This is a genomic window from Phenylobacterium sp. (assembly GCF_044358365.1).
Classification (GTDB): Bacteria; Pseudomonadota; Alphaproteobacteria; order Caulobacterales; family Caulobacteraceae; genus Phenylobacterium.
Genome location: NZ_JBIKNZ010000002.1, coordinates 58,617 through 84,250, shown reverse-complemented (window position 1 = coordinate 84,250; position 25,634 = coordinate 58,617). Strand labels below are relative to the sequence as shown.

Sequence of the window (25,634 nt, the reverse complement as noted above, 5' to 3'; positions counted from 1 at the left end):
GCTGGGCGCTGTCGTCGCGGGGAGACGCAACGCCATGTCGGTCGTAGAGGCCAACGACCCGGGATCGACCGACGAACTGTCCGTCCCGCCGACAGGCTTCGCGGCCTATCTCTTCACGCAAGGCGCCTGGTTCCTGGCCTTCGGCCTGCAGATGGTGCTGTTTCCCTATCTTGTTCGGGTGCTGCTGCAGGAAGACGAGATCCGCTTCGGGCTGGCGCAGATGTCGATGCAGTTGCCGACGGTGTTGCTGATCCTGCTGGGGGGTTTTGTCGCCGATCGCACCGACACGCGGCGCACGGTTTTGATCGGCTGCGGGCTCTGCGCTCTGAGCTTCCTTGGCCTGGGCGTCTTTGTCGCCGGCGGCCACCTGACCTACGCCACCCTGATCATATACGCCCTGGTGATCGGAACGATCGGTGCGTTTGCCACGCCGGCGCGCGACGCCCTGCTCAGCCGCGTGGCGCCGGGAGGTGTGCACCAGGCTGTGGGGTTCGCTTCGCTGGCCCAGTTTGGCGGTCAGATCCTGGGCATGGCGGTAGCGACGGCCGCGCCGATCCTGGGTCTGCCGGCCCTCTTGTTCGGACAGGCGGCGCTGATGGCCGCCGCGGCCGGCGCGGCCACCCGGATCAAACCCCGTCCCGCGGGTCCGCCGCGAATCCGGGATGGCAGTGTGCTGGGATTCATGGCCAGCGAAATCGGCGGGGGCTTCCGCGCGGCCATGGCCTCGCCCGTCATCGCCCCCGTTGTCATCTGCGCCACCGGTATGGGCATGTGCTTCATGGGCGCTTTCGCGGTGCTGCTGCCGCTGATCGTCCAGAGCTATTTTCCCCCGGACCTGGTCGGGCCGGCGCGGGCCCAGATCGCCACAGCGCTGGGTGTGTTCAGCCTGACGTTCTGGGTGGGCTCGATGCTGTCGGCGACCGCCATGATCCGCTTCGGACACATCCGCCGCAAGGGCCGGGTCTATCTGGCGTCCCTGTTTACCGGAGCCACGGTGCTGGTCTTTTGCAGTATCCCGATGCCGTTCTGGCTCCTCTGCGGACTGAACTTTGTCTGGGGCCTCGGCGGCGGTGTGGCCATGACCCTGGGGCGCAGCCTGGTTCAGCAGTATGCGCCGGCGGACAAGGTTGCCCGCGTTCTCTCGATCTTCACCCTCGGAACAATGGGCGGCGCACCCGCCGGAGCCGTGCTGTACGGCGTGCTGGCCCACGCCATCGGCCCGCATGCGGCGATCCTGATTCCCGGGGTGGGCATGCTCATCATCGTGTCAGCGGTGACGGCGTATTCACAGCTAGGGCGCCTGGATGAGGCGCGGCCAGCGATCTGCTAGGCGCGCTAGCCTCCGACCATCCCCATCTTCCTGAGCACCTGATAGGCCCTGATCACCCTTTGCAGGCGGTGTTCGCCGGAACGGTCGCCCTTGTTGGCGTCAGGGTGCAGGCGGCGGACCAGTTCGGTGTAGCGGGCGCGGATCTTCGGGCCGTCGGCGGTTTCGTCGAGGTCGAGGTCGGCGAGGGCGTTGCGTTCGATCTTGCCCAGCTTGCGGGCCTCGGGCGCGGGCGCGTTCTGGCCAGCGCCGTGGAATACCCCGAACGGATCGCGGTAGCCCTGGCCCTTGCCGAACTTGGCGGCGAAGGCGGCGGCCTCGCGGGAGGTGCGGCTGGCCTTCATGTCCCAGGTCGGCCGACCCCCGGTCATCAGTTCCTCGGTCTGGCGACGGCGGATCTCCGCATCCGAGAGACCGGAGAAGAAATTCCAGTTGCGATTGTACTCGGCCGCATGGGGCTGGCAGAACCAGTAATGCTCGTTCAACATGTCGCGAGCTTTGGGTGCGCGCGCGGTGGCGGCCTTGCCGCACTCGGGATGATCGCAGGGCCGCTCGCCCGGCTTCAGGGCGTTGACGTCGTGTTCTGAGGCGTCCTGCTCGGAAGGCGGGCGCACACGGATGTCAACGAATTTCGGCTTGTATTGAAACGACGCGGCCATGGCCCGAGTATGAGGCCGAGAAACTTCCCTGCAAGAATTGAAGATGAATCCAATGGGCGCCATATCTGAAAGTATCCGGGTCAAGCTTGAGGCGGCCTTCCAGCCCAGCGTGCTGGTGGTCGACGACGACTCGAATCGACATGCCGGTCACTCGGGCGCACGGGCGGGCGGCGAGAGCCACTTCAACGTGACGATCGAGGCCCAGGCATTCTCCGGGATCGCCAGGGTCGCCCGGCAACGAATGGTCTATCATGCGCTGGCGGAAGAGCTGGCCGGGCCGGTCCATGCCCTGTCGGTGAAGGCCCGGGCCCCGGGCGAAGACTGAGGGCCGACTGGAATTTGAACAACGGGCCGCCGTGAGCGGCCGACTATGGGGGACGTCCGCTTGAAGACCACCATCACCGTCAATGGAGAGCCGCGCGCCCTCGACGTCGACACCCGCACCACCCTGCTGGACGCATTGCGAGAGCATCTTAAGCTGACGGGTTCGAAGAAGGGTTGTGACCACGGTCAGTGCGGGGCGTGCACAGTCCTGGTCAACGGGGTGCGGATCAACAGCTGTCTGTCGCTGGCCGTCATGCATGACGGCGATGCGGTGACCACCATCGAGGGGGTCGGCACGCCGGACAATCTTCATCCGGTCCAGAAGGCCTTCCTGACCTACGACGCCTATCAGTGCGGCTACTGCACGCCCGGCCAGATCTGCTCGACCCTGGGCATGCTGAAGGAAATGGAAGCGGGCGTTCCCAGCCAGGAAACGCCGGCCGGCGCCAGACCGGTGCTGAGCGACGATGAGATCCGCGAGCGCATGAGCGGCAACATCTGTCGCTGTTCGGCCTATCCGCAGATTGTGGCCGCCATCAAGGACGTCGCCGGGGTGGCGGCATGAGGCCATTCACCTATGAGCGGGCCGTCGATGCCCTGGGGGCCGTGAAATCCGCCGCTGCGACGCCCGGCGCGAGGTTCATCGCCGGCGGCACGAACCTGCTGGACCTGATGAAGCTGGAAATCGAGCAGCCGCAACACCTGATCGACGTGGGCAGGCTGGATCTGGCCGGGATCGCCCCGACGCCTGACGGCGGCTTGCGGATCGGGGCTTCAACCTCGAACAGCACGGTCGCGGCCGATCCGCAGGTTCTGGCCCGGTATCCGGTGCTGTCCCAGGCGATTGTCGCCGGCGGTTCCCCGCAACTTCGCAACAAGGCCAGCGTCGGCGGCAACCTGCTGCAGCGGACCCGTTGCGCCTATTTCTACGATACCACCAAACCCTGCAACAAACGCGCGCCCGGCTCCGGCTGCAGTGCGCTGGAGGGGTTGAACCGTAACGCTGCGATCTTCGGGGCGAGTACGGCCTGCATCGCCACCCACACCTCCGACATGGCCGTGGCGTTGGCGGCGCTTGGGGCGCAGGTGGAAACCCTTGCGGCTTCTGGTGAGACGCGGACCACCGCGGTCCTCGATCTGTACCAGCTGCCAGGCGACACGCCCCAGATCGAGACGTCGCTTGCGGCGGGTGATCTGATCACCGCCGTCGTCCTGCCGCCACCGCCCGCGGGCGGGCAGATCTATCGCAAGGCCCGTGATCGGGCGTCCTATGCCGGCGGCCTCGCCAGCGTGGCGGTAGCCGGCGGTCAGGTCGCGCTGGGGATGGTGGCGCTCAAGCCCTGGCGCGCCCATACGGCGGAGGCGGCCCTGACGGCTGGCGCCTCGCCCGCCGAGGCCATCGCCCGTGAACTGGAGGGCGCGAGCCCTCTGGGTCGCAATGACTTCAAGCTGCCGCTGGTGGCGCGCCTGTCGGCCGCCGCCATTCACGAAGCCAACGGGAGGGGCGCATGACCTCGGTTCACGACTGGACGCCCAACAACCCCGTCAAGGAAAACCGCTCGGGCCTGATCGGCAAGCCGGTCGATCGTTACGAGGGGCCACTGAAGGTCACGGGGACTGCGCCCTACGCCTACGAGGTTCAGCCACCGTCGCCGCCCGCCTATGGCGTAATGGTTGGCGCAGCCATCGCCACCGGCCGCATCAGCGGCGTTGACATCGCCGAGGCCCAGGCGACGCCTGGCGTGCTGGTGGTCTGGACGCACCTGAACGCGCCGTTCCAGGCGCCGAAGGGGACCAAGGCTCATCCGCGCAGCAGCGCCGGATCAAAACCCGCTCTTGAGAACGATCGGGTGCTGTTCTTCGGCCAGCCCGTGGCCCTGGTCGTGGGCGAAACCCTGGAGGCTGCGACGGCTGGCGCCCATCGCGTCAAGCTGACCTATGCCGAGGATGCGCCGGACGTGGACTTCCCGGCCAGCCTGGATCGGGCTGTTTCGCCCGTTGGCGAGGAAGACATGGAAGTCGGCGATTTTCCACGCGGCTTCGCCGCCTCGCCGGTCCAGATCGACGCCACCTGGTCGACGCCGATCCAGAACCATTGCCAGATGGAGCCTTGCGCCTCGACGGTCTGGTTTGAGGGCGAGAAGTGCATCGCCCACACCTCGATCCAGATGGTCAAGCCGGCCCAGCATGGGTTGGCCGAGACCCTGGGTATCCCGCGCGACGACGTGCATCTGTTGACCCGCTACATCGGCGGCGGTTTTGGCGGCAAGGGCCAGACCTATGACGACCTGATCCTGGCCGCGCTGGCCGCCAGGGCGCTGGGGCGCCCCGTCAAGGTGGCCTACACGCGCCAGCAGATGATGCACGGCACCATCCATCGCCCCGCCACGGTGATGCAGGTGCAGCTGGGGGCGGAAAAGGACGGTCGCCTCAACGCGTTCTCGATGATGACCTGGACCCACTGCCATCGGGAGGGCAATTTCACGGAGCACGCCTCCAACTTCGGCCGCGCCCTCTATGCGGCGCCGAACCGCCTGACCGGGCACCGGCTGGTCAAGCTGGACCTGCCGGGCGCGGGGCCCATGCGGGCGCCAGGGGAGGCGTCGGGCACGCTGGCGCTGGAGTGCGCCATGGATGAGTTGGCCGAGCAGCTGGGGATCGACCCGGTCGAACTTCGCATCCGCAACGAGCCGCCGACCGATCCCGAGAATGGCCGGCCGTTCTCGATGCGCCAGCTGGTGCGCTGTCTGCGAGAGGGCGCGCAGCAGTTTGGCTGGGATCGCCGCCTGCCCACCCCGGGGCTGGTGCGCGATGGCCGCTGGCTGGTGGGCATGGGCATGGCCGCTGCCATACGCGGCAACTTCCTGCTGCCGGCGAAATGCAGCTTTTCCGTCGACGCCGACGGCGTGATCACGGTCAGGCAGGGCATGACCGACATTGGCACCGGCACCTACACCGTGCTGGCCCAGATCGCCGCCGAGACCATGGGCGTACCGCTGGGCCAGGTGAAGGTGGAGATTGGCGATTCCGAACTGCCCCCCGCGCCGGGCTCGGGCGGCCAGTTCGGCGCGGCGACGGCCGGCTCGGCGGCGCTGGCTGCCGGCCAGAATCTTCGGACGGCGATCGCGGAACTGGCCACAGGCGATGAGGCCTCGCCGCTGTTCGGTGGGCGACCGGCGGATGTGACCTTCCAGGATGGGGTGGTGGCGATCGCCAACCGGTCGGAAACTCTGGGCAGTCTGATCCGTCGCGCCGCGCCCGAGGGCCTGACCGTCGAGGGCGAGATCAAACCCGCTCAGGACGCCCGCGAGTGGAGCCAGCAGACCTATGGCGGCCACTATTGCGAGGTGGGCGTCGATCCTGTCACCGGCGAGGTGCGGGTCCGCCGGATGCTGGGCGTGTTCGCGGCGGGGCGGATTCTCAACGCCAAGACGGCGCGCAGCCAGCTGACCGGCGGCATGATCTGGGGCATCGGCTCGGCCCTGACGGAGGGCAATCCGGTGGATGTGCGCTACGGATCCCTGCTGAACCAGGATCTGGCCCAGTACCTGGCGCCGGTGCAGGCCGATATCGGCGACCTGGAAGCCATCATGCTGGACGAGGTGGATGACAAAGCCAACCCCATGGGGATCAAGGGTGTCGGCGAACTCGGCAACTCCGGCGCGGGCGCGGCGGTGGCCAATGCGATCTACAACGCCTGCGGCGTGCGCGTTCGCGACTATCCGATCACGCCCGACAAGCTGCTTGCGGGCATGATCGCGCGAGGCATGTGACAGATCAGCCGGAGACCCGGGCGCCGAGCTGGTCCAGCACGTCGATAACGTCCTGCTCGCGGAAGGGCTTGTGCAGGACCAGAGTCGCGCGGTCCATCGGCCTCAGAACACCGCGGCCGTGGCCTGTGGCGTAGGCAAAGGGAATATCCCGATCCCGGAGCCGGTCCGCCGCCGGGAAGCTGGGCGCGCCGCCCAGGTCAATGTCGAGGATGGCGCAGTCGAAGCTGAGCCGGTCGATCATGTCCAGGGCTTCGTCCAGATCGAGGGCCGCACCCGCCACCACGCAGCCGAAGTCGCCCAGCATGTCGCGAACCAGCATCGAGATCACGACGTCGTCTTCGACGATGAGAACGCGCAGGTCCTTCAGTCGCAGGACTTTTGTCATGCCGTAGTTCCGTCTGCCGGGGAGAAGTTGGTCGGATCCATAACGTCAGGCTGCACCATCGGCGACCTGATCACGGGTTGCGCTTTGCTGCAATCATATCGCGACATCGGCGCGCCTGGCTCGCCTGTTTGAGTCGCCCTGTGGACGCGAACTCTTGCAATCATTGCAGTTATTTTAAGTATTAATCTCGCGTAATGTTCTTACATTTGCTTCATGACGTCATATTCACGAGTGTTCAGATTCTCGATCCAGTATTCAATCCCTTGTCGACGTACAGCGCCGGCGCAGCACAACCGCCTAGAGGGACAAGATCATGAACAACCTGACCAACACCATTTCCAGCGCCGCCATGCTTGCACTGGCCGTTCTGCCGATCGCCGCGCTGTCGACGACGGCCTTCGCCGCGCCCGCCACTGTCAAGGTCGCCGACCTGAACCTGTCGACGGTCGAGGGTATCGCCACCTTTCAGCAGCGCGCCGACTTCGCCGCCCGTCGGTTCTGCAGCGCCGAACTGTCGCTCTCCGCCCGCGCGAACTGCCACAAGGGCGTTCAGGTCGAACTGAATGAAAAGATGGTCGCCATGCGCACCGCCCAGGCTGAGCGCCTGCCGACCACGCTCGCCGCCCGCTAACGCCCAGGCCCCAGAGCGGACGTGCGAACGGGCCCGTGGTCTCTCCACCGCGGGCCCAATCGCACATCTGGCCGCCACGGCGTCAGGCCGCATCCACCAGAATGACCTCGGCATCCTCCCGAGCCTTGATGCTCAGAACCTCGACATCCCGGATCGCCGCCCCGTCGCGCGCATCCAGCCGAACGCCATTTACCTCGACCGTGCCGGCCGCCGCCACGAGATAGGCGTATCGCCCGGCCCCCAGCGCATAGTCCACACGCTCGCCCGCCTTGATCGTCGCGCCCGCAACACGGGCGTCCGTGCGGATCGGCAGCGCATCGATATCTGCTTCAAGACCGCTGGCCAGCGTAATGAAGCGTCCCGCCCGGTCTTCCTTCGGAAACGGCCGCGCGCCCCAGGCCGGCGCGCCGCCGCGGGTCCTGGGCTCGATCCAGATCTGGAAGATCGTGGTGGTCTCCGGTTCCAGGTTGTACTCAGAATGACGTATGCCGACGCCCGCACTCATCACCTGAACATCACCGGCCTCGGTGCGCCCCTGGTTGCCCAGGCTGTCCTTGTGGGTGATCGCGCCGGTGCGGACATAGGTGATGATCTCCATGTCCGCATGCGCGTGCGTCGGGAAACCGGTGTTGGGCGCGATCTCGTCATCGTTCCAAACGCGGATCGGGCCCCAGCCCATGTTGCTTGGGTCGTAGTAACTGCCGAACGAGAAGTGATGCTTTGCGTTGAGCCAGCCGTGGTTGGCGCCGCCGAGGCGCTCGAAAGGACGATGCTCGATCATGGTTCATGTCTCCTTGGCGCGGATCGTCGCGCGGGCTTGCAACCAAGATGGCGGCTCAATTCCGGGGATAAACAGCGACAATGGGATCAGCTTATGTCCACATCGGAAACAATGATCGGAAGCTGTCAATCAGCAGGCCGGGGCTTTCAGGTCCGGTTCACGATGGGCGCCCCAATCTTCTTCCGTGATTTGCACAGGGCGACTTGAAATGATCAGAAGATGGTTTTCAGTGGCAGCGACCGTTATGGCCCTGGGTCTGGCCGCCGCCGCCGCCCAGGCGCAGCCCTATCGGGCCGGATCTGTCATCCTCTACGACCAGCCGAATTTCCAGGGGGACTCGGTGACAATCACCCAGCCCGTGGCGGACCTCGGCAAGTGGCGCTTCAATGACCGGGCCCAGAGCGCGCGGTTTGAAGGCCGATGGCTGATCTGCGAACACGGCGACTATCGCGGTCGCTGCCAGGAGGTGAGGGGGGATGTTCCCAACCTGCACACCTACGGTTTGATGGCGCAGATTTCCTCATTGCAGCCGGTCGGGCGCCCGCCCGGCGCTGGCCAGGGCCGTCCAGGACGCGACGAACGCGGGATCGTGGGCGCGCGAACCGTGTTCTTCCCCCGGCCGACGGTGGACGGCGTGGATGTGGCCGCCGGCGACCGCGGCGCGGATGTCTTCTGCCGCAGTCAGGGTCTGGGGCGGGCCGCCTGGTTCGACTCCAGCGAGCGTGCGGCCCAGGCGATTGGCCCGGAGGGACAGTACGTTGGTCGCTCCACGGTGCTGCGCGATCTGCTGTGCCGCAAGTATTGACCCCGCCGTCGCCGCCTGCCCTCATCTGCGGATGATGGGGGCGGGTGGATGTTGAAGGTTCTGGCGGTAGTTCTAGCGGCTGGCGTTCTGGTCGGCGCGGCGCCTGCGGATTGGCGGATGCTGGATCCCGAGAACACCCTGGTCATAGATTCCACCCGGGGCCGCATCGTGGTGGAGTTGCGCCCCGATATCGCGCCGCTGGGCGTGGCGCGCATCAAGCTGCTGGCGCGGGAACGGGTCTATGACGGGCTGCAGTTTCACCGCGTGATAGACGGCTTCGTGGCCCAGACCGGAAACCCCAACAACCGTGATGGCGGCGTCTCGGCGCACCCGGATCTTGTGCCGGAGTTCAGCTTCCGCCTTGCCGCCGAAGCTGCAACCGTGGTGGTCGAACGCAGTGACGCTCGCGAGGGGCTTGTCGGTTCCGTTCCCTTCGCGGCCGTATCATCCCGGGAGCAGGCCCTGGCGCCGGACCGGCCGATGCGCGCCTGGGGCGCCTACTGCCCAGGCGTGATGGGTATGGGGCGTCAGGCCGACCCCGGCAGCGCCAACAGTGAGATCTTCTTCATGCGCGAGGCGGCGCGCCGGCTGGACCACGAGTACACCGTTGTTGGCCGCGCCGTGGCGGGCCTGGATGTGATCCGTTCAGTGGCCGTGGGCGAGCCGCCGAAGACGCCGGACCTGATGCTGAGAGTGCGCGTCGCCAACGACATTCCCGCCGCGGAGCGGCCTGACCTCAAGGTTCCTGATCCCCGCGGGCCTGCTTTTCAGGCGCGGGCGGCGGTCATGAAGCAGGCGATGGGCGCTGCGTTCTCAATCTGTGATCTCTAGCGGTTCTACCTTGCGCTCGTGGGCCCTGCGGGGCCTGATCAGTGGCCTCTCGTCCGGAGTTTGCCGTCCTTGACCTTTCTGAAGTCCCTGAGCGTACAGGTGCTTGTCGCCCTTCTGGCCGGGCTTGGCCTTGGTGCGCTCGCGGCGGCCTACGGCGGGGCGGCGGCGACGCCGATGATCGAAGGCGTCGAGGCCCTGGGCGGGCTCTGGCTCAACGCGCTCCGGATGACGGTGGTGCCGCTCATCTTCGCGGTACTGGTGACCGGCATCGCCCAGGTCGCAGACGCGGCGGCCACCGGGCGGCTGGCCATGAAGGCTGTGGTCTGGTTTCTGGCGCTGTTGCTGGTGTCGGCGGTTACCGCGGTGCTGCTGGTGAACGGCATATTGGCGGCATGGCCGGTGGGCGAGGCGACCTCCGCTGCGCTCAGGGCCGGCGCCCAGGCGCCTCCGGCGGGTACGCCCATTGCGCCGGACTTCGCAGCCTGGGTGAAGAGCCTGGCGCCCTCAAATCCGATCAAGGCCGCGGCTGAGGACGCCATCCTGCCGGTCGTCGTCTTCGCGATCTTCACGGGCTTTGCGCTGACCCGCCTGCCTGAGGGACGCGGCCGCACTCTGCTGGAGGTGTTCAACGCCTTGGGCGAAGCCATGATCGTCATCGTTCGCTGGGTGCTGATGGCGGCGCCGCTCGGCGTATTCGCCCTGGCTCTGGGCGTCGGTCTGCGGGCCGGCGTCGGGGCGGCGGGCATTCTGGGCCACTATGTGGTGACGGCCTCCCTCGCCGGTCTGGCGGTGGGGATCATCGGCTACGTGCTGGCGGTGACCGTGGGCCGTGTTCCGGTGAGGCGCTGGGCCCAGGCGACTGCTCCGGTTCTGGCGGCGGCCTTCGCCACCCAGTCGTCGCTGGCCTGCCTGCCGGCCATGATCGAACGCGCGCGCGACGATCTGGGCGTGCCTGCCCGGGTGACCAATCTGGTGTTGCCGCTGGCGGTGGCGGTGTTCCGGATGACCAGTCCTGCGGTCAACCTCGCGGTCTGTATCTTCGTGGCCAAGGTCTATGGGCTGGAGCCTTCAGCGCTGCAGTACACAGGCGCTGTGTTCGTGGCGCTGGCTGTCAGCGTGGGCTCCGTCAGCCTGCCAGGACAGGTATCCTTCATCGTCAGCGTCGCGCCCATCTGCGTCGCCCTGGGCCTGCCGCTGGATCTCCTGCCGATCCTGCTGGCCGTCGAGGTCGTTCCCGACATCTTCCGCACCCTTGGCAATGTCACCGGCGACATGGCGGTCACCGCCATCGTGGCCCGGGACGAGCCCGACGACCATCCGACTAGCCAAGCGTAAGCGACTCCGGCAGGGTCCGCCGCGTCATGAGCAACGAACCTTTCTTTCGAAAAGACGGCGAGACCTTCATCCCCACGCGCGCCGGTGTCGGGCCCTGGAATGCGAACTCCCTGCATGGGCGGGTCATCATCGGCCTGCTGGGCGCCGAGATCGAGCGCCGTCACGGCAGCCCCGAGTACATGCCTGCGCGTTTGACGGTCGATATGTACAAACTGCCCGACCTGTCCCCGGTGGAGGTGGTGACCCGGATCGTGAAGGATGGATATCGGATCAAGGTGATCGATGCCGAGTTCATCTCGGGCGGCGTCAGCGCCGGTCGGGCCACCTGCCAGTTGCTGCGCAAGACCGAAAATGCCCCCGGCGCCGTCTGGAAGCGCGAACCCTGGGGGGCGCCGCCGCCGGCGGAGTGCGAACAGGCGCCGCAAAGTCCCATGGGCGGCATGTGGAAGATGCGGCCGATCTCGGGCACGATGCGCGGTCTGGAACCTCGCCGCACCTGGATGGCCGAGGTTCGCGAGGTGGTGGACGGTGACCCCCTGACCCCGTTCGTGCGCGTGGCCGTGGCGGCCGATTTCGCCAGCCCCTTCGCCCATGCCGGTGATCAGGGACTGGGCTACATCAACACCGACGTCAGCGTCTATCTGCACCGTGAGCCGGTGGGGGAGTGGATTGGTTTCGAGACGCTGACCCATGGCGCGACCGACGGCGTGGCGGTGGGGGACTGTCTTTTGCATGATGAGCAGGGCTTCATCGGCTCGGCCAGTTGCACGGCGCTGGCCCAAAAGCGGAAGTTATAGGTCGGGCGGATGTTCGCCCCAACGCCGCGCCAGGAGGTCCAGGATCTCCGACTGTCCAGGATACGTGAGATCGCCAACGCCGGACTGGGGCGCCGCGATATTCTGCCGTTCTGGTTCGGTGAGGGTGATCAGGCGACGCCGGCGTTCATTCGCGAAGCTGCCTCGAAGGCGCTGCTGGATGGTCGAACCTTTTATACGCATAACCTGGGCCGCGCCGACCTGCGGCAGTCGCTATCGGATTATCTGACGCGTCTCCATGGCGTCCCGGTCGGAACCGAACGTCTGGCGATCACCAGCGCCGGGGTGAACGCGATCATGCTGGCCGCCCAGCTTGTGCTGTCTCCCGGTGACCGGACGGTGGTTGTCGGGCCGATCTGGCCCAACGTGGTCGAGATTCCGCGGATCCTGTCGAGCCATGTCGAGGTCGTGCCTCTCGAGGCAGCGCAAGGTCGCTGGCGCCTGGACATTGATCGTCTGATGCGGGCTCTGACGCCGGATACCCGCGCCCTGATCCTGAATTCGCCGAACAATCCAAGCGGCTGGATGCTGCCTGAGGAAGATCGCGCCGCGATCCTGGAGCGGTGTCGTCGGTACGGGATCTGGCTGATTGGCGACGATGTCTATGAACGCCTGACCTTCGAGCGGCAGACCGCGCCGTCGTTTCTACCAATGGCCACCGATGACGACCGGGTGATTTCCACCAACAGCTTCTCAAAGGCGTGGCGGATGACCGGTTGGCGTCTTGGCTGGATGGTGGTCCCGCGGGCCCTGCTTGAAGGGCTGGGGGTGCTCATCGAGTACAACACGTCGTGTGCGCCGGATTTCGTGCAGGAAGGCGCAAAAGCCGCGCTGGACCATGGCGACGCGATCACGGCGGACGTCCGCCGCGACCTTACAGCCGCAAGAGATCAGGTGATCGGAGCCCTCAGCGGCATGCCCGGCGTCGAGGCGCCGACGCCGGATGGTGGCTTCTATGCCTTCTTCCGGATGGCTGGCCACGGAGACTCCATGGCGACCTGCAAGTCGCTGATCCAGGAGGTCGGGCTTGGTCTTGCGCCAGGTTCGGCCTTCGGACCGGAGGGGGAGGGCTGGTTTCGCTGGTGCTTCGCGGCGCGCCCGGAGAAGAACGCTGCCGGCCTGGAACGCCTTGCGACCTACCTCGCCCGATAGACGATCACTGCAATCAGGATCAGGTGCAGCGCCGCAATGCTCCAGAGCGCGGTACGGAACGGTTCCTTGCGGGACTTGTGGCGCAACAACTGCTGGGCGGCGATGGCGCCTCCCGATCCGCCGATCATGGCCAGGGTCAGGAGGTGGCGCTCCGGGATCCGCCGGGCTTCTCGTCGGGCAGCCTGCTTGTCCAGGGCGAAGGCGCCAAAGGTCACGGCGTTGATGGCCAGAAGATAGAACGCCAGCAAGGTGCTCACGGTCGCTGGGCGTCTATTCCGGCGACGCAGGCTGCTCGGGCTGTGTATTCGACCTCAGGGTCGCGCCCATCAGTTGTGATCGCGCCTCCAGCGAGGCCGCTACCGTCTCGCAACGGGCGGGCAGCGTCCAGCTCATCCACTCTTGGGCCTTGCGGGCCTTGGTGACCTCCGGACCGGCGCTCCACGTCTGGCGACCCTGACGGACGGCCATGGCGCCCTGGGCGTTGATAGGACGCACGGAGGCTTTTTCGGCTGAAGTCAGAGCTTCCTGGAACACTATGAGCTGCGCGCGGCCATCACGCTCCATATCGGCATAGACCTTCAGATCGTCCGCCAGGCTACTTCCGGGCCTGCGGAACTGGTTCTCGATACGGGTGACCTCCGGCATCACCTCGGCCTTCATGTCGAGATAGCCCCGAAGCGCGCCGTAACACCAGGCGACAAACGGGTAGTCCTCCCGCGGTGCGCCGTTAGGGATCCGGTCTTCTGCAACCGGCGGGGGCGCGGCCTCGATCGGCGCCGGAGATTCAGGGGCCTGAGCAAGCAGGGCGAGGGCGATCAGAAGGGGTGTCATTCAGGTCCTTATGCCGGGAAATCTTGTCAGGATCACGCCCGACCGAAACCGCCGCCGCCGGGCGTTTCGATCTCGATCACATCGCCGACCGAAACCCTTACTGAGAAGCACGCAGAAAGTTCCGTCGCCGCACCGGACGCCGCGATCAATCGCTGGCAGCCCGCCATGCCCGCTCCGCCGCCAGCCAGGCCCTGTGGGGCGTTGTCGCGGCGCGATGCCAGCAGAGCAGCCTCCATCGGCGCCAGGAAACGGATACAGCGTCGCGATCCATCGCCGCCGGCGTGCAGGCCGGTCCCGCCGGAGCCGCCGCGCACGCTGAAACTTTCCACCCGGATAGGAAAGCGGCGTTCAAGAATCTCGGGATCGGTCAGGCGCGAGTTGGTCATGTGGGTCTGAAGCGCGCTGGCGCCCGGCGCGCTGGCAGTGGCGCCCGCACCGCCGCAAATGGTCTCATAGTACTGACGCGTCTCGTCGCCGAAGGTGAAATTGTTCATGGTGCCCTGGCTGTTGGCCATCACCCCCAGCGCGGCATAAAGGGCGTCGACCACATGCTGGCTGGTCTCGACATTGCCCGCCACAACGGCAGCCGGCGGGTGCGGCGCCAGCATCGAGCCTGGTCGCGTCAGGATCTTCAGGGGTTTCAGGCAGCCGGCATTCAGCGGGATGTCATCATCGATCAGGGTGCGGAACACGTACAGCGCGGCGGCGTCGACGATCGCGGAGGGTGCGTTGAAATTCGTGTTCAGCTGGTCCGCGGAGCCGGTGAAGTCGAGGATAGCCCGACGCGCTTCCGTATCGACGGTAGTGCGCACAACGATCTCGCCGCCACCATCCAGCGGAACCCTGGCTTCGCCATCTGACAGTCGGCCGATCGCCCGTCGGACTGCCTCGGCGGCATTGTCCTGCACAAAGCCCATGTAGCGGGCCACGACATCAGCGCCGTGTGTTTCGATCATGGTCGCCACGGCAACGGCGCCGGCCTGGCAAGACGCGACCTGAGCCTTGAGGTCGGCGATGTTGCGATCAGGCGCCCTGGATGGCCAGTCTCCGGCCAGCAGCGCTGCGCGGACCGGTCCATCCAGGAAACGGCCGTCTTCCACGATCGGCAGAGCGTCGAGCAGTACGCCCTCCTGGTCGATGCGCGTCGAGAAGGGCGGCATTGAGCCTGGCTGGACGCCGCCTACGTCTGCGTGGTGGCCGCGCGCCGCGACATAGAAGGCGGGTTTCGGGTCAGCGTCTTTCATAAACACAGGCATTACGACGGTGATGTCGGGCAGGTGCGTGCCGCCCGCATAAGGGTTGTTCAGGGCGAAGGCCTGGCCAGATTTCAGGTCGGGATGACGGTCGCGCACCGCAAGCACGCTTGCGCCCATACTACCCAGATGAACGGGCATATGCGGCGCATTGGCCACAAGCCCGCCGTCGGCGTCGAACAGGGCGCAGGAGAAATCCAGACGCTCCTTGATGTTGACGGAATGTGCCGTCCGCTCCAGCGCCGCGCCCATAGCCTCGGCAACGCCCATGAAGCGGCGATTGAAGAGTTCCAGGGTGACCGGGTCGGGTGCGCTGAGAGAGATGGCCTGACGGGCAGTCGCGCGCGTGCGAACCAATCGGATCTGTCCTCCGGCCTCCGTATTCGCGCTCCAGCCGGGCAGTACAGCGATCTGTGTGTCAGGACGCCGGATCAGCGCCGGGCCATCGACCAGCGTCAGGGTCTCTCCCGATGCAGCGATTGCCGGGAGCCAGGCGGCCTGGGCGAACATCTGGATGGCCTCTTCCCCTTGCCAGCGGACGGCCGGGATTGATTGCGCCGGACTCGCGGTTCCCACGCCCCTGTCGCGCAAGCGGGAGGGTAGCTCCACGGACTCTACCTCTACGGCCGCAATCACGATCTGACGGTCGGGTTCCACAAACCCGAAAAGGCGCGTGTGCCCGGCCTCGAACGCCGCCCTTATCGTCGATAGGGCAGAGAACTCGACAGGCAGCTCCGCGTCGGCCCCTTCGTAGCGCAGACGCAAGGTGCGGCGGACGTCGCCAACCTGCGCGTCCTGGGCAATCAGGTCGGATCGGGTCAAGGCTTCCAGCTGCGACACAAGGGTCACCGCCCCTGCCAAACCGTCAGCATCCAGCGGCGCTTCGATTCCCGCCTGCCGTAGAGCGGTCATCTGGGCCTGACCAATGCCCCAGGCCGAAAGGACGCTGCCGTATCGCGGACAAAGCACCTCGCTCACGCCCAGAGCTTCGGCCGTCTGGCATGCAACCTGTCCGGCTGCGCCGCCAAACGCCACCAAGGCGTGATCGCGCGGGTCGAAGCCGCGTTCCGTAGAGATGCGACGTACCGCCTGGGCCATCTGTTCAACGGCGACAGAGATGAACCCCTCGGCGGCGACCTCCACGGTTGTTCCCATGGCGGCAGCGAGTTTGGCCAAAGCGGTACGACTGGCCTGGAGATCGAGCGGCGCGTCACCGTGGGCTCCGAAAACTGCCGGAAAGGCCATCGGGTCCAGTCGTCCCAGCACAAGGTTGGCGTCGGTGACCGTTGCCGGGCCGCCTCGACCGTAGCAGGCGGGACCGGGGTCGGCGCCGGCGCTGGCAGGGCCGGCCCTGGCGCGCATCCCGTCGAAGGTAAGGATCGAGCCACCCCCGGCCGCTACCGTCTCGACATCCAGCATCGGCGCCCGCACCTTCACCCCCGCCACCTTCACCGTGTCGCGCCGTTCCAGTCGGCCGGCGTAGCGGCAGACGTCGGTCGATGTGCCGCCCATGTCGAAGCCCAGTACAGCGGCGGACCCGGCGGCTTCCGCGATCCTCGCGACCCCGACCACGCCACCGGCGGGTCCGGAAACGACCGCGTCACGGCCCCTGAACGCCTCTGCTCGAACCAGACCGCCGGCCGAGGTCATGAAGTACAGCGGCGCGCCCGCGACGGCGTCGGCGACCTGTCGAACATAGGCCTGCAGCACGGGTGTCAGATAGGCGTCGGCGACGGTGGTCTCGGCGCGTGGAACAAAGCGCGGCAGCGGCGAGACCTCATGGCTCAGGGCCACAAACTCAAATCCGGCTGCGCGTGCGATATCGCCCGCCAACCGCTCATGATCCGGGTTCAGGTCAGCATGCAGGAAGGCGATTGCTACCGAGGTGAAGCCCGCCCCCACAGCGGCCTCGAGCTGATTGCGCAGATCATCCCCGGCTAGCGGCAGGACCGTGGACCCGTCCGCTGCCAGCCGCTCGATCACTTCCAACACACCGGCGTAAAGCGGCTCTGGCTTTCGGGTGTTCAGAACGAACAGGTCTGGTCGCGACTGATCTCCAATGACGAGGGCGTCGCCAAAGCCCGCCGTGGTCACAAACAGGGTCCTGGCCCCGCGGCGCTCCAGCAAAGCGTTGGTTGCGACCGTGGTCCCCATTTTTATGGCGTCAACCCGCGATGCCGGGAAACGGTCACCCGTCGCCACACCCATGAGACGCCTCATCGCCTCAACGGCTGCGTCGGGATAGGCCGCCGACGTCGAAAGCAGCTTCAGCGAGGTTTCGACACCGTCGTCTGCACGACCAATCACATCGGTGAATGTCCCTCCGCGATCAATCCAGAAGCTGAAGCGCCTGTCCAAAACTTAACCTCTCGGTGTGATTGTCACGGGCTCGCCCTAGTCGTAAGGCATGCCCATAGCGAAATGAGCTTCTGGCGCAAAATTGCTGGTCTCGCAGTCCGCAATCTCGATGAGGCGGAATGCGACCAATGCCCACCGGGTCTGCCCGGGGAGGACCCCGCGTTCTCCACGGCCGTTACTGCGCTTGGCGCGAAACTGGCCAAGGCGGACGGCAACGCCCAATCGGCTGAGTACGACACCTTTTCAGTTGTATTCCGCTCTGACGATGGCAGCGAAGGCAACATCCGCCGGCTCTATCAGCTCGCCCGACAGACCACCCGCGGTTTCGAGAGCTATGCCCGGAGACTGAAGAAGCGCTACGGCTCCTGTCCACAAATACTGGAAGATGTACTGGACGGTCTTTTCCACATCGCGCGTTCAGACGGTGTCGTGACCGGGGATGAGCTTGAGTATCTTGAGCGTGTCAGTTTGCTCTTTGGGCTCTCGCCCCTCACTTTCCGGCGGATCAAGGCTACTCATCTGGGCGGCGAGCGGGACGATCCCTATCTGGTCATTGGTGTCGCCCCGGACGCCCCGGATGCAGACGTTCGCGCGGCATGGCGGGCCATGCTGACCGAATCGCATCCTGATCGGGCGCGATCGCGCGGGCTACCCGATGAGTTTGTAGAAGTCGCCGAGGCCAAGTCTGCGGCCATCAACGCCGCCTATGACGAGATTGTCCGTGACCGTCGCGCCCATGCTCTTGTCGGCGCTTCGTGAGTTTGGCCTGTGCACGCGTCGATGGTTGCCGACTTGACGTTCGGCCATCGAGTAATGACATTGGTGTGTCAGTGATCGACACAGCCGTCCGCTGAGGAGAACCGATGGTTCAGGATTTCGCCGCGAGACAAGAATCTGCCTTCCGTAGCCTAGCGTCGCTCGCCGGGGGACTTGCGACCATCGCGGCGGTCATCGTCGGTGCGATCCTGGCCGTGTTCGCCGCCGCCACCGTGGCCGTGATCGCGGTGATGGCGTCCGCGCTTCTGGCCTTTGCCGGTTTTGCGATGCGGGCCCGGCGTACAGTGCGCGCGCGGCGCACCGACAGCGACATCATCGAAGCCCGTCATCAGGGCGGCCATCACTGGGTCGCCTATGGCTGGAACGAGCGCCGCTAGACTGCCGCAAGGTCCCGTTGCCGCCAGGTGACGCTTGCCGCCTCTGCCGCCCGGCACTACCGTCCTTTCAAACAGGTGTTTGGAGTGAGAAATGTCCATTGGCGTGATTGCGACAATCCGGATCCAGGACGGAAAAGGGGCGGAGTTCGAGGCCTTTGCGTCTGAACTGGCCCGGCAAGTGCGGGCGAACGAGCCGGGCAATCTGGCCTATGAGCTGACCAAGAGCCGCACCGAACCCAATACCTACAAGTTCCTGGAACTCTACGTTGACCAGGATGCGCTGACGCTTCACGGCGGCACGGACTACTTCAAGGCTGCAGGGCCCAAATTCGCCGCCGTGCTGGCGGGGCGGCCTGAGGTCGAATACCTGGACGGCGTGGGGTGAGCTGACATGGACCTGAATTTCTCTCCTGAAGATCTGGCGTTCGGCGACGAGGTTCGGTCATTTATCGCCGAGGCGTTTGACGACGAGATGCGCGCCAAGCTGGAGCAGTCCAAGAACCATCATCTGGACAAGGCCAGCCAGGTGCGTTGGCTGAAGCGCCTGGGCGCCCGCGGCTGGATGGCGCCTGACTGGCCGGTTGAGCATGGCGGCACGGGCTGGAACCTCAGCAAGAAGTACATCTTCGACATGGAGATGGCGCTGGCCGGTGCGCCTTCGACCTCGAACATGGGAACGACGATGTGCGCGCCGGTCGTCATGGCGTTCGGGACCGAGGAACAGAAGGCTCAGCACTTGCCGAAGATCCTGTCTACGGACGTTTGGTGGTGCCAGGGCTACTCCGAGCCAGGCTCGGGCTCCGATCTCGCCTCGCTGTCCATGAAGGCGGTACGCGATGGCGACCACTATGTGCTCAATGGTTCGAAAACCTGGACGACGCTGGCCCAGTGGGCGGACTGGATGTTCTGCCTGGTGCGAACCTCCAATGAAGAGATCCGCCAGAAGGGCATCAGCTTCCTGCTGATTGACATGAAGACCCCGGGCATCACCATCCGGCCGATCCCGACGCTTGATGGGCCGGCCGAGGGCGAGCAGGAGATCAACGAAACCTTCTTCGACAACGTGCGAGTGCCGGTCGCCAACCGGATCGGCAAGGAGGGCGAGGGTTGGACCTACGCCAAGTATCTCCTGCAATTTGAGCGCGGCAATCCCTACGCCGCGGGACTATCCATGCAGATGCGCAAGGTGCGCAAGATCGCCAGCGTTGAGCGGTCGGATCGCGGCGGGACGATGATGGACGATCCGGACTTCCGCAAGAAGCTGTGCGAGGCCGAGATAAAGATCGAGGCCTTGAACGCCACCGAACTGCGCGCCTTTGCCGGACGCGCCAGCGGCGAGGCCATGGGGGCGGTCTCGTCCATGTTTAAGCTGGAAGGCAGCCAGATGCAGCAGGCCGTCACCGAACTGGCCCTCGAGGCAGCCGGCCTCTATGCTCAGCCCTTCGTGCGCGATACCTGGGAGATGCTTCAGCCCGGCGGCAATACCTTCCGCGCCGGACCTGACTACGCCGCGACTGTGGCGCCGCACTACTTCAACTATCGCAAGACCTCTATCTATGCGGGATCCAATGAGATCCAGCACAACATCATGGCCAAGATGGTGCTGGGGCTCTGAGGGATTCTGGGCGGGTCAACGGTTTGCTCTGAGCGAAAGTCACAGAATGTCGCGTGCCGCCCGGATTGTCGCCGCACTCGCCGGCCTGGCCACGGTCGCCCTTGGCACCGCCGCCCTTGGAGGGTCGTACTACGTCGTTCAGTCGGGCTCTGATGCCTGGACTGTCATCGATCCCCAAGGCGTCGAGACACTGTCCAACGAAGGTCCGGTTCGCCGCGCCTGGGCAGTGAGAGTGCAGCGAAATATAATTACGGGAGAGGTCCCTGTGCCGGGCTACGTTCGGACCCTGTCCGAATATGACTGCGGCGCCAACCTTGTGCGGTGGACCGAGTTTACGGCCTTCTCCCGGACCGGCGCGACCCTGGTCAGCCAGCGAAATCCCAATTCCGAATGGAACCCGCCGACCAATGCGAGCGACATCTACAATGCATTCAGGCTGGTGTGTCGCAGAAGCGGCGGCGGTAGCTCGGTCGTCTCGGCCGAAAGCGTCGCCAAGGTCGTGATCAGCTTGATGGCGGCGTGGGACCCGCCACCCCCGACCCTTGCGGCTGGAGGCGACACGCGACGGCCAGCACGAGCCAAGGCTGCGCCACCGGGCGGGGCGGCGGCGAAGAAGACAATTCCGCCCAAGGCTACGGTCAGCAACCTGAAACCTGCGACCCGCTAGGCTGCTTTTCGAGAGCTAGGGACTATTCCTCCCGCCTCGCCCTGGTGTCAGGCAGCAACTATTTTGACAACTGACCGCGAATGGCGCCCGCGCGGAACTCGGCGTTGTGGACGTTCACGTAGTAGCCGGTGGGATTGGCCAGCAGATCCGTGACCACGGCAGGATCGGCGGTCGCACAGCCAGCGCTCTTTCCTGAGGCATCAGGCGCCGTCAACGGTACGGCCACCGGCCCAGCCGAACCGCCCGGTCCCTTGTGGATGTGTGCCATGGTGGCCGATGCGATCCCCTCCACCATCAGGGTGTAGCAAACCTGAGACTTGGCGACGTCGACCTTCAGCGTGGCGTGGCCCATGCCATCGGCATCGCCGACGCTGGGCTTCTCTGCTGAACCCATCAGATGCGCGGACAGCGCGACTTCTTCGGCGAAAGCGGGCGCGGTGAACACGGCTGTTGCAGCGAACGCAAGCGCGGCTGCCCTTGTGATGAACGTCGTCATGGCACTCTCCTTCAAGCCTCCGGCCCGGTCTGGGTACGGAAGCGCAGTCGCGAGGCCTTGCGTCAATCAAACCTCGAAAATCAGGTCTTGCTTGGGATTACCACCGGCAGGTGCTCATAGCCCTTCACGAAGGACGACGGCACGCGGCGCGGCGGCCCCATCACCTCGATCTTCGGGAAGCGCTTCAGGATCTCTTCCCAGATGATCTTGAGTTGCAGCTCTGCCAGGCGATTGCCGACGCAGCGGTGAATACCGAACCCGAACGAGAGGTGCTGGCGCACCCGCGGGCGCTGAATCCAGAAGTCGTTGGGCCGTTCGATGACCTCTTCGTCCCGATTGCCCGAGACGTACCACATGGCGACCTTGTCGCCCTTCTTGATGGTCTTGCCGCCCAGTTCCACGTCCTTCAGCGCCGTGCGGCGCATATAGGCCAGAGGCGTCTGCCACCGGATGGTTTCGGAGACCATGGCCGGGATCAGGCTGTGATCGGCGCGAAGCAGGCGCTCCTGCTCCGGGTTCTGGCTAAGCGCCAGGATCGAGCCGGTGATCGAATTGCGGGTCGTGTCGTTGCCCCCGACGATCAGCAGGATCAGGTTTCCGAGGTACTCCATCCGATCCATATTGCGGGTGGACTCGCCGTGAGCCAGCATCGAGATCAGGTCGGGCTGCGGCGGAGCGTTCACCCGCTCGTTCCACAGCCGCAGGAAATAGTCGACGCATTCAAAGAGTTCGGCACGGCCTTCGGCCTTGGCGATCTCCGGATCGTCCGAGCTGAACAGGCCGCTGTTCGGCGCCGCCGTCGCGACATCGGACCAACGGGTCAGTTTGCGTCGATCTTCCCACGGAAAATCGAACAGGGTGGCCAGTGTCATGGTGGTGAGTTCGATGGAGACCTTGTCCACCCAGTTGAACTCTTCGCCGATCGGCAGGCTGTCGAGAATGGCCCCGGAGCGCTCGCGAATCACGGGCTCCAGGTTCATCAACTGGACCGGTGAAACCGCCGGGCTCACCGTCTTGCGTTGTTCATCGTGCTTCGGCTGGTCCATGGCGATGAACATGGGCAGTGTGAAGTCTGCATCGGGGTCCGGCAGGACGATCGTCGGTTCCGACGAGAAGGCCTCGTGGTTCGTATCCACGGCCATGATGTCGTTGTACTTGGTGATCGACCAGTAACCGCCGATCTCCGCCTCCGGCGAGGTCGACCAGTGGACGGGGTCTTCCTTCCGCAGGCGCTCGAAATAGGGCCACATGGTATCGTTACGGAACAACTCGGGATCGCTGGGATCAATGTCCGCGAGGGGCATATTGTAGGCGGCCTCGCGGGCCGCGCGCTTCAGGTCGATGGCGCCGTCGTCCATGGCTCATCCTCCAAGGTCGCGGGTCGGAAGCGCCCGCAGTTGTTCTACGGTGAGGTTGATCCCTGGGCCCGGCCATGTCAATCAAAAGTGACGCCTGCGTCACCTTTGGCGTCAGAATTTCTGCACTGGTGCAGCGACGTCAGTCCAACGACATTGGGCTCTTCACACTCACGGGAATTTTTCATGGCCTCCGACGTCCTCTTCACCCCGTTCACATTCAAGGGACTGACGCTTCCGAACCGCGTCGTCATGGCGCCGATGACCCGCTCGTTCTCTCCGGGCGGCGTGGCGACTGAAGAGGTGGCGGCTTACTATCGTCGACGCGCCGAAAACCAGGTTGGTCTGATCATCACCGAAGGCACTGGCGTGGATCGCCCGGCGTCGCTCAACGACCCAAACATCCCGCGGTTCCATGGGGAGGCGGAGCTGGCGGCCTGGAAGCGTGTCGTGGATGAAGTCCACGCAGGCGGCGGCCTGATCGCACCCCAGCTCTGGCACGTCGGCGCGGTGCGCAGCCGCAGTGAGACCTGGCAGCCTCCCGGCCCCTATGACAGTCCGTCCGGCTATTCCAGCCCGGGCAAGCAGTTTGGCGAACCCATGAGCGAGGAGGAGGTCGCCGACGCGATCCGCGCCTTCGCTGACGCCGCCGCCAACGCCAAGGCGCTGGGCTTCGATGCTATCGAGCTCCACGGCGCCCACGGCTATCTGATCGATCAGTTCTTCTGGGACGGCACCAATGTCCGCGCAGACGCCTATGGATCGAAAGAGCTGCCCGGTCGCGCCCGCTTCGCCGCCGACATCCTGCGCGCTGTCCGCAAGGCCGTAGGACCGGATTATCCTGTGATCATCCGCGTCAGCCAGTGGAAGCAGCAGGACTTCACGGTCAAGCTGGCCCACGATCCCAAGGCGCTGGAAGCCTGGCTCGGCCCCTTGGTCGACGCCGGCGCCGACGTCATCCATTGCTCGCAGCGCCGCTTCTGGGAGCCGGAGTTCGACGGTTCGGACCTGAATTTCGCCGGCTGGACCAAGAAGATCACCGGCGTTCCCACGATCACCGTGGGCTCGGTGGGTCTGAGCGGCGACTTCATCGGCGGCTATGCGGGTGAGAAGTCCGAGCCCGCCTCGCTGGACCGACTGGAGGAGATGCTGGACCGCGGCGATTTCGACATGGTCGCCGTGGGCCGCGCCCTGCTGCAGGACCCGGAGTGGGTGGTGAAGATCCGCGAGGGTCGCCATGCCGAACTGTCCGCGTTCGACCGGTCGGCGATGGCCACGCTGTACTGACTGGCAGACCTGGTCAGTACTGCTTCACCGCTACTGCGCCGGCGTCCGGACGGCGCGTGTCGGCCGCGCCGTACATGACGCCATCCGGCCCGATCATGATCGACTGGGTACTGCCCAGGATCTGGGAGCGTTCAACCCGATGGCCCTTGGCCTGGAGGCCGGCGACCAGATCCTGGGGAATGGACTCCTCCACCTGTAGTGGTCCGTCGACGCCTGCCTGATAGATCCGCGGGCGCTGCGCGGCCTCTGCGACGTTCAGTCTGAAGTCGATGAGATTGCTCAGCATCTGGGTCATCGTGGCGATGATCGTGCCGCCGCCGGGCGTACCGGTGGCCACCCAGGGTTTGCCGTCCTTGAACACGATGATCGGCGAGATCGTGGAAATAGCTCGCTTGCCCGGCTCGATGCGATTGCCGAGGCTTGTCGGCTTCAGGCTCCAGTCGAAGTTCCCAAGTGAATTGTTCAGCAGGAAGCCGGTTCCGGGCGCGACCACGTGCGCCCCAAACGAGGCGGTCAGCGTGTAGGTGTTGGCCACAACGTTGCCGTCCCGGTCCGCTATCGAGAAGTGGGTGGTGTCAGGGCTCTCGTAGGGCCCCGGGTCAAGGCCGGGCAGCGACTTGCTGTCGAGCGACTTGTACATCGATATCAGTTTGGCCCGCTCGGCGGCGAAGGCTTTGCTGGCGATGCCCCGGGCCGGGGTGGTCCACTGCGGTCCGCCGCCGGAATAGCGGCGGTCGACGTTCACGATCTTCAGCGTTTCGGCGAGGAGGTGCATGGTGGCGACATTGCCCTGTCCCATGTCGGCCACCGGGAATTGCTCCAGGATGTTCATGGCCTCCGCCACGCTGGATGCGGCAGACGTCGGCGGCATGTAGGCGATGCGATGGCCCCGATAGTCAGACCAGACAGGCTCAAGAACATTGACGCGGTAGGCCGCCAGATCCTGCAGGGTGATGATCCCGCCGCCGGCCTTGATCCCGGCGACCAGCCGATCCGCAACAGGGCCCTTGTAGAAGCCATCGGCGCCGCGCGTCTGGACCTGCTTCAGGGTCCACGCCAGGTCCGGATTCCGCATCACATCGCCGGGCTCGTAGGCCGAGCCATCCCTGCGCAGGTAGATCTTCGCTGCGCCGGCCGCGTCCTGGGCCATCTTTGTCCTGCGTTGAGCGAGCGCGGCGGCCTCGTCGTCGGTCATGACCACGCCCTTCGCGGCCAGGTCGATGGCCGGCTGGACGAGACGGGCCCATGGTAGCCGGCCGAAGCGGCGGTGCGCCTCGTAGAGGCCGGCCACAGTGCCGGGCACGGTCACGCCCTTGAAGGACATGACCTTGGCCTCGGAGACCTTCTGGTCGGCGCCCAGCAGGAAGTCCGGGGTCACACCCAGCGGCGCCTGGCCGTAGTATTCGATGGCGACCGTCTTCTTCGAGGCGGCGTCGTAGACGAGCATATAGCCCCCCCCGCCGATGTTGCCCGCCCTTGGAAGCGTCATGGTCTCGGCCAGACCGACGGCCACAGCCGCATCGACCGCATTGCCTCCCTTGGCCAGGATGTCCACGCCGATTCTCGCCGCGGTGCGACTCTGCGCCACCACCATGCCGTCGCGACCAATCACCGGGTGGTGGATCGAACGGTAGCCAATCAGGTCGCCGCCGGTTCTTGAGATAGCCGACGGCGCGGCCTCGTCCTGCGCTAGAACCGGAGGCCCGACAGCCAGCGAAAGTACGAGAGCGCCCGCAAGGGCGGAACGAATCCCTGCGTAACGGACCGGCGTGCGGTGGCTCATGGATGTCTCCCGGAAGG

The 25,634-nt window shown here is 65.6% G+C and carries 26 protein-coding genes; 17 read left to right on the top strand and 9 right to left on the bottom strand.

Annotated elements, in window-relative coordinates:
* Positions 1 to 34 precede the first annotated feature (34 nt).
* The gene (locus ACIQ3B_RS01160) at positions 35 to 1,330 is read left to right on the top strand and encodes an MFS transporter (RefSeq protein WP_397399328.1); all 1,296 of its coding nucleotides are present in this window, start codon (positions 35 to 37) and stop codon (positions 1,328 to 1,330) included.
* A 5-nt stretch (positions 1,331 to 1,335) separates the two neighbouring features.
* Here ACIQ3B_RS01160 and ACIQ3B_RS01155 read toward each other — a convergent pair whose 3' ends face one another.
* The gene (locus ACIQ3B_RS01155; protein WP_397399326.1) at positions 1,336 to 1,986 is read right to left on the bottom strand and encodes a J domain-containing protein; all 651 of its coding nucleotides are present in this window, start codon (positions 1,984 to 1,986) and stop codon (positions 1,336 to 1,338) included.
* A 52-nt stretch (positions 1,987 to 2,038) separates the two neighbouring features.
* On the opposite strand from ACIQ3B_RS01155, the gene ACIQ3B_RS01150 reads away from it, so the two are divergent.
* The 4 genes from ACIQ3B_RS01150 to ACIQ3B_RS01135 are packed head-to-tail and all read left to right on the top strand — an operon-like array spanning position 2,039 to position 6,083.
* The gene (locus tag ACIQ3B_RS01150) at positions 2,039 to 2,311 is read left to right on the top strand and encodes a BolA family protein (protein WP_397399324.1); all 273 of its coding nucleotides are present in this window, start codon (positions 2,039 to 2,041) and stop codon (positions 2,309 to 2,311) included.
* Positions 2,312 to 2,371: 60 nt separating this feature from the next.
* Positions 2,372 to 2,875 (top strand): 2Fe-2S iron-sulfur cluster-binding protein, encoded by a 504-nt coding sequence (locus ACIQ3B_RS01145; protein WP_397399322.1) that lies wholly within the window; start codon positions 2,372 to 2,374, stop codon positions 2,873 to 2,875.
* A complete protein-coding gene (locus tag ACIQ3B_RS01140) occupies positions 2,872 to 3,822 on the top strand; it encodes an FAD binding domain-containing protein (protein ID WP_397399320.1) in 951 nt (316 codons plus the stop codon). The genes ACIQ3B_RS01145 and ACIQ3B_RS01140 overlap by 4 nt, the downstream gene beginning before the upstream one ends.
* Positions 3,819 to 6,083: a molybdopterin cofactor-binding domain-containing protein gene (locus ACIQ3B_RS01135; RefSeq protein ID WP_397399318.1), complete on the top strand. Its 2,265-nt coding sequence runs from the start codon at positions 3,819 to 3,821 to the stop codon at positions 6,081 to 6,083. Before ACIQ3B_RS01140 ends, ACIQ3B_RS01135 begins: the two co-directional genes overlap by 4 nt.
* A gap of 4 nt (positions 6,084 to 6,087) precedes the next feature.
* Here the strand turns inward: ACIQ3B_RS01135 and ACIQ3B_RS01130 are convergent, their stop codons facing one another.
* Positions 6,088 to 6,468, bottom strand: coding sequence for a response regulator (locus ACIQ3B_RS01130; protein ID WP_397399316.1), 381 nt, complete (start codon positions 6,466 to 6,468; stop codon positions 6,088 to 6,090).
* Between the two features lie 313 nt (positions 6,469 to 6,781).
* On the opposite strand from ACIQ3B_RS01130, the gene ACIQ3B_RS01125 reads away from it, so the two are divergent.
* Positions 6,782 to 7,099, top strand: a complete 318-nt coding sequence (locus ACIQ3B_RS01125; RefSeq protein ID WP_397399314.1) for a UrcA family protein — start codon at positions 6,782 to 6,784, stop codon at positions 7,097 to 7,099.
* 82 nt (positions 7,100 to 7,181) lie between these two features.
* Here the strand turns inward: ACIQ3B_RS01125 and ACIQ3B_RS01120 are convergent, their stop codons facing one another.
* Entirely contained in the window at positions 7,182 to 7,880 is a 699-nt protein-coding gene (locus ACIQ3B_RS01120; protein WP_397399312.1) for a pirin family protein, read from the bottom strand.
* 229 nt (positions 7,881 to 8,109) lie between these two features.
* Between ACIQ3B_RS01120 and ACIQ3B_RS01115 the strand changes: the two genes are divergently transcribed.
* The 5 genes from ACIQ3B_RS01115 to ACIQ3B_RS01095 all read left to right on the top strand — a co-directional run bounded on the left by ACIQ3B_RS01115 (position 8,110) and on the right by ACIQ3B_RS01095 (position 12,818).
* Positions 8,110 to 8,685 (top strand): beta/gamma crystallin-related protein, encoded by a 576-nt coding sequence (locus tag ACIQ3B_RS01115; protein ID WP_397399310.1) that lies wholly within the window; start codon positions 8,110 to 8,112, stop codon positions 8,683 to 8,685.
* A 48-nt stretch (positions 8,686 to 8,733) separates the two neighbouring features.
* Positions 8,734 to 9,516: a peptidylprolyl isomerase gene (locus tag ACIQ3B_RS01110; RefSeq protein WP_397399308.1), complete on the top strand. Its 783-nt coding sequence runs from the start codon at positions 8,734 to 8,736 to the stop codon at positions 9,514 to 9,516.
* Positions 9,517 to 9,585: 69 nt separating this feature from the next.
* A complete protein-coding gene (locus ACIQ3B_RS01105; RefSeq protein WP_397399306.1) occupies positions 9,586 to 10,851 on the top strand; it encodes a dicarboxylate/amino acid:cation symporter in 1,266 nt (421 codons plus the stop codon).
* Positions 10,852 to 10,877: 26 nt separating this feature from the next.
* Entirely contained in the window at positions 10,878 to 11,648 is a 771-nt protein-coding gene (locus ACIQ3B_RS01100; RefSeq protein WP_397399304.1) for an acyl-CoA thioesterase domain-containing protein, read from the top strand.
* 9 nt (positions 11,649 to 11,657) lie between these two features.
* Positions 11,658 to 12,818, top strand: coding sequence for a pyridoxal phosphate-dependent aminotransferase (locus ACIQ3B_RS01095; protein ID WP_397399302.1), 1,161 nt, complete (start codon positions 11,658 to 11,660; stop codon positions 12,816 to 12,818).
* Here ACIQ3B_RS01095 and ACIQ3B_RS01090 read toward each other — a convergent pair.
* The 3 genes from ACIQ3B_RS01090 to ACIQ3B_RS01080 are packed head-to-tail and all read right to left on the bottom strand — an operon-like array spanning position 12,803 to position 17,260.
* A complete protein-coding gene (locus ACIQ3B_RS01090) occupies positions 12,803 to 13,075 on the bottom strand; it encodes a DUF1294 domain-containing protein (protein ID WP_397399300.1) in 273 nt (90 codons plus the stop codon). The two genes, ACIQ3B_RS01095 and ACIQ3B_RS01090, sit on opposite strands and share 16 nt — an antisense overlap.
* Positions 13,076 to 13,088: 13 nt before the next feature.
* Positions 13,089 to 13,649 carry a hypothetical protein gene (locus tag ACIQ3B_RS01085; protein WP_397399298.1) on the bottom strand — a complete coding sequence of 187 codons (561 nt, stop codon included), beginning with the start codon at positions 13,647 to 13,649 and terminating at the stop codon, positions 13,089 to 13,091.
* Positions 13,650 to 13,681: 32 nt separating this feature from the next.
* Positions 13,682 to 17,260, bottom strand: coding sequence for a hydantoinase B/oxoprolinase family protein (locus ACIQ3B_RS01080; RefSeq protein WP_397399296.1), 3,579 nt, complete (start codon positions 17,258 to 17,260; stop codon positions 13,682 to 13,684).
* A gap of 63 nt (positions 17,261 to 17,323) precedes the next feature.
* Here ACIQ3B_RS01080 and ACIQ3B_RS01075 point away from each other — a divergent pair, with 63 nt between their 5' ends.
* From ACIQ3B_RS01075 to ACIQ3B_RS01055, 5 genes are all read left to right on the top strand, one after another.
* Positions 17,324 to 18,019, top strand: coding sequence for a TerB family tellurite resistance protein (locus ACIQ3B_RS01075; RefSeq protein ID WP_397399294.1), 696 nt, complete (start codon positions 17,324 to 17,326; stop codon positions 18,017 to 18,019).
* Positions 18,020 to 18,123: 104 nt separating this feature from the next.
* Positions 18,124 to 18,414, top strand: coding sequence for a hypothetical protein (locus tag ACIQ3B_RS01070; protein ID WP_397399292.1), 291 nt, complete (start codon positions 18,124 to 18,126; stop codon positions 18,412 to 18,414).
* A 91-nt stretch (positions 18,415 to 18,505) separates the two neighbouring features.
* The gene (locus ACIQ3B_RS01065) at positions 18,506 to 18,799 is read left to right on the top strand and encodes a putative quinol monooxygenase (RefSeq protein ID WP_397399290.1); all 294 of its coding nucleotides are present in this window, start codon (positions 18,506 to 18,508) and stop codon (positions 18,797 to 18,799) included.
* Between the two features lie 6 nt (positions 18,800 to 18,805).
* The gene (locus tag ACIQ3B_RS01060) at positions 18,806 to 20,029 is read left to right on the top strand and encodes an acyl-CoA dehydrogenase family protein (RefSeq protein ID WP_397399288.1); all 1,224 of its coding nucleotides are present in this window, start codon (positions 18,806 to 18,808) and stop codon (positions 20,027 to 20,029) included.
* 46 nt (positions 20,030 to 20,075) lie between these two features.
* Entirely contained in the window at positions 20,076 to 20,696 is a 621-nt protein-coding gene (locus ACIQ3B_RS01055; protein WP_397399286.1) for a surface-adhesin E family protein, read from the top strand.
* A gap of 58 nt (positions 20,697 to 20,754) precedes the next feature.
* On the opposite strand, the gene ACIQ3B_RS01050 is transcribed toward ACIQ3B_RS01055, so the two are convergent.
* Positions 20,755 to 21,192: a CHRD domain-containing protein gene (locus ACIQ3B_RS01050; RefSeq protein WP_397399284.1), complete on the bottom strand. Its 438-nt coding sequence runs from the start codon at positions 21,190 to 21,192 to the stop codon at positions 20,755 to 20,757.
* A gap of 80 nt (positions 21,193 to 21,272) precedes the next feature.
* Entirely contained in the window at positions 21,273 to 22,550 is a 1,278-nt protein-coding gene (locus ACIQ3B_RS01045) for a cytochrome P450 (protein WP_397399282.1), read from the bottom strand.
* A gap of 183 nt (positions 22,551 to 22,733) precedes the next feature.
* On the opposite strand from ACIQ3B_RS01045, the gene ACIQ3B_RS01040 reads away from it, so the two are divergent.
* The gene (locus ACIQ3B_RS01040; protein ID WP_397399280.1) at positions 22,734 to 23,834 is read left to right on the top strand and encodes an NADH:flavin oxidoreductase; all 1,101 of its coding nucleotides are present in this window, start codon (positions 22,734 to 22,736) and stop codon (positions 23,832 to 23,834) included.
* Between the two features lie 13 nt (positions 23,835 to 23,847).
* Here ACIQ3B_RS01040 and ggt read toward each other — a convergent pair whose 3' ends face one another.
* Entirely contained in the window at positions 23,848 to 25,617 is a 1,770-nt protein-coding gene (gene ggt, locus ACIQ3B_RS01035) for a gamma-glutamyltransferase (protein WP_397399278.1), read from the bottom strand.
* Positions 25,618 to 25,634 lie beyond the last annotated feature (17 nt).

What these genes read in the sequence shown, in the direction of transcription:
- ACIQ3B_RS01130 (WP_397399316.1), bottom strand. Translation starts at nt 6,468, where the DNA reads ATGACAAAAGTCCTGCGACTGAAGGACCTGCGCGTTCTCATCGTCGAA.
- ACIQ3B_RS01160 (WP_397399328.1), top strand. Translation starts at nt 35, where the DNA reads ATGTCGGTCGTAGAGGCCAACGACCCGGGATCGACCGACGAACTGTCC.
- ggt (WP_397399278.1), bottom strand. Translation starts at nt 25,617, where the DNA reads ATGAGCCACCGCACGCCGGTCCGTTACGCAGGGATTCGTTCCGCCCTT.
- ACIQ3B_RS01050 (WP_397399284.1), bottom strand. Translation starts at nt 21,192, where the DNA reads ATGACGACGTTCATCACAAGGGCAGCCGCGCTTGCGTTCGCTGCAACA.
- ACIQ3B_RS01070 (WP_397399292.1), top strand. Translation starts at nt 18,124, where the DNA reads ATGGTTCAGGATTTCGCCGCGAGACAAGAATCTGCCTTCCGTAGCCTA.
- ACIQ3B_RS01075 (WP_397399294.1), top strand. Translation starts at nt 17,324, where the DNA reads ATGAGCTTCTGGCGCAAAATTGCTGGTCTCGCAGTCCGCAATCTCGAT.
- ACIQ3B_RS01040 (WP_397399280.1), top strand. Translation starts at nt 22,734, where the DNA reads ATGGCCTCCGACGTCCTCTTCACCCCGTTCACATTCAAGGGACTGACG.
- ACIQ3B_RS01110 (WP_397399308.1), top strand. Translation starts at nt 8,734, where the DNA reads ATGTTGAAGGTTCTGGCGGTAGTTCTAGCGGCTGGCGTTCTGGTCGGC.
- ACIQ3B_RS01055 (WP_397399286.1), top strand. Translation starts at nt 20,076, where the DNA reads ATGTCGCGTGCCGCCCGGATTGTCGCCGCACTCGCCGGCCTGGCCACG.
- ACIQ3B_RS01060 (WP_397399288.1), top strand. Translation starts at nt 18,806, where the DNA reads ATGGACCTGAATTTCTCTCCTGAAGATCTGGCGTTCGGCGACGAGGTT.
- ACIQ3B_RS01150 (WP_397399324.1), top strand. Translation starts at nt 2,039, where the DNA reads ATGGGCGCCATATCTGAAAGTATCCGGGTCAAGCTTGAGGCGGCCTTC.
- ACIQ3B_RS01140 (WP_397399320.1), top strand. Translation starts at nt 2,872, where the DNA reads ATGAGGCCATTCACCTATGAGCGGGCCGTCGATGCCCTGGGGGCCGTG.
- ACIQ3B_RS01120 (WP_397399312.1), bottom strand. Translation starts at nt 7,880, where the DNA reads ATGATCGAGCATCGTCCTTTCGAGCGCCTCGGCGGCGCCAACCACGGC.
- ACIQ3B_RS01085 (WP_397399298.1), bottom strand. Translation starts at nt 13,649, where the DNA reads ATGACACCCCTTCTGATCGCCCTCGCCCTGCTTGCTCAGGCCCCTGAA.
- ACIQ3B_RS01065 (WP_397399290.1), top strand. Translation starts at nt 18,506, where the DNA reads ATGTCCATTGGCGTGATTGCGACAATCCGGATCCAGGACGGAAAAGGG.
- ACIQ3B_RS01100 (WP_397399304.1), top strand. Translation starts at nt 10,878, where the DNA reads ATGAGCAACGAACCTTTCTTTCGAAAAGACGGCGAGACCTTCATCCCC.
- ACIQ3B_RS01045 (WP_397399282.1), bottom strand. Translation starts at nt 22,550, where the DNA reads ATGGACGACGGCGCCATCGACCTGAAGCGCGCGGCCCGCGAGGCCGCC.
- ACIQ3B_RS01125 (WP_397399314.1), top strand. Translation starts at nt 6,782, where the DNA reads ATGAACAACCTGACCAACACCATTTCCAGCGCCGCCATGCTTGCACTG.
- ACIQ3B_RS01095 (WP_397399302.1), top strand. Translation starts at nt 11,658, where the DNA reads ATGTTCGCCCCAACGCCGCGCCAGGAGGTCCAGGATCTCCGACTGTCC.
- ACIQ3B_RS01135 (WP_397399318.1), top strand. Translation starts at nt 3,819, where the DNA reads ATGACCTCGGTTCACGACTGGACGCCCAACAACCCCGTCAAGGAAAAC.
- ACIQ3B_RS01155 (WP_397399326.1), bottom strand. Translation starts at nt 1,986, where the DNA reads ATGGCCGCGTCGTTTCAATACAAGCCGAAATTCGTTGACATCCGTGTG.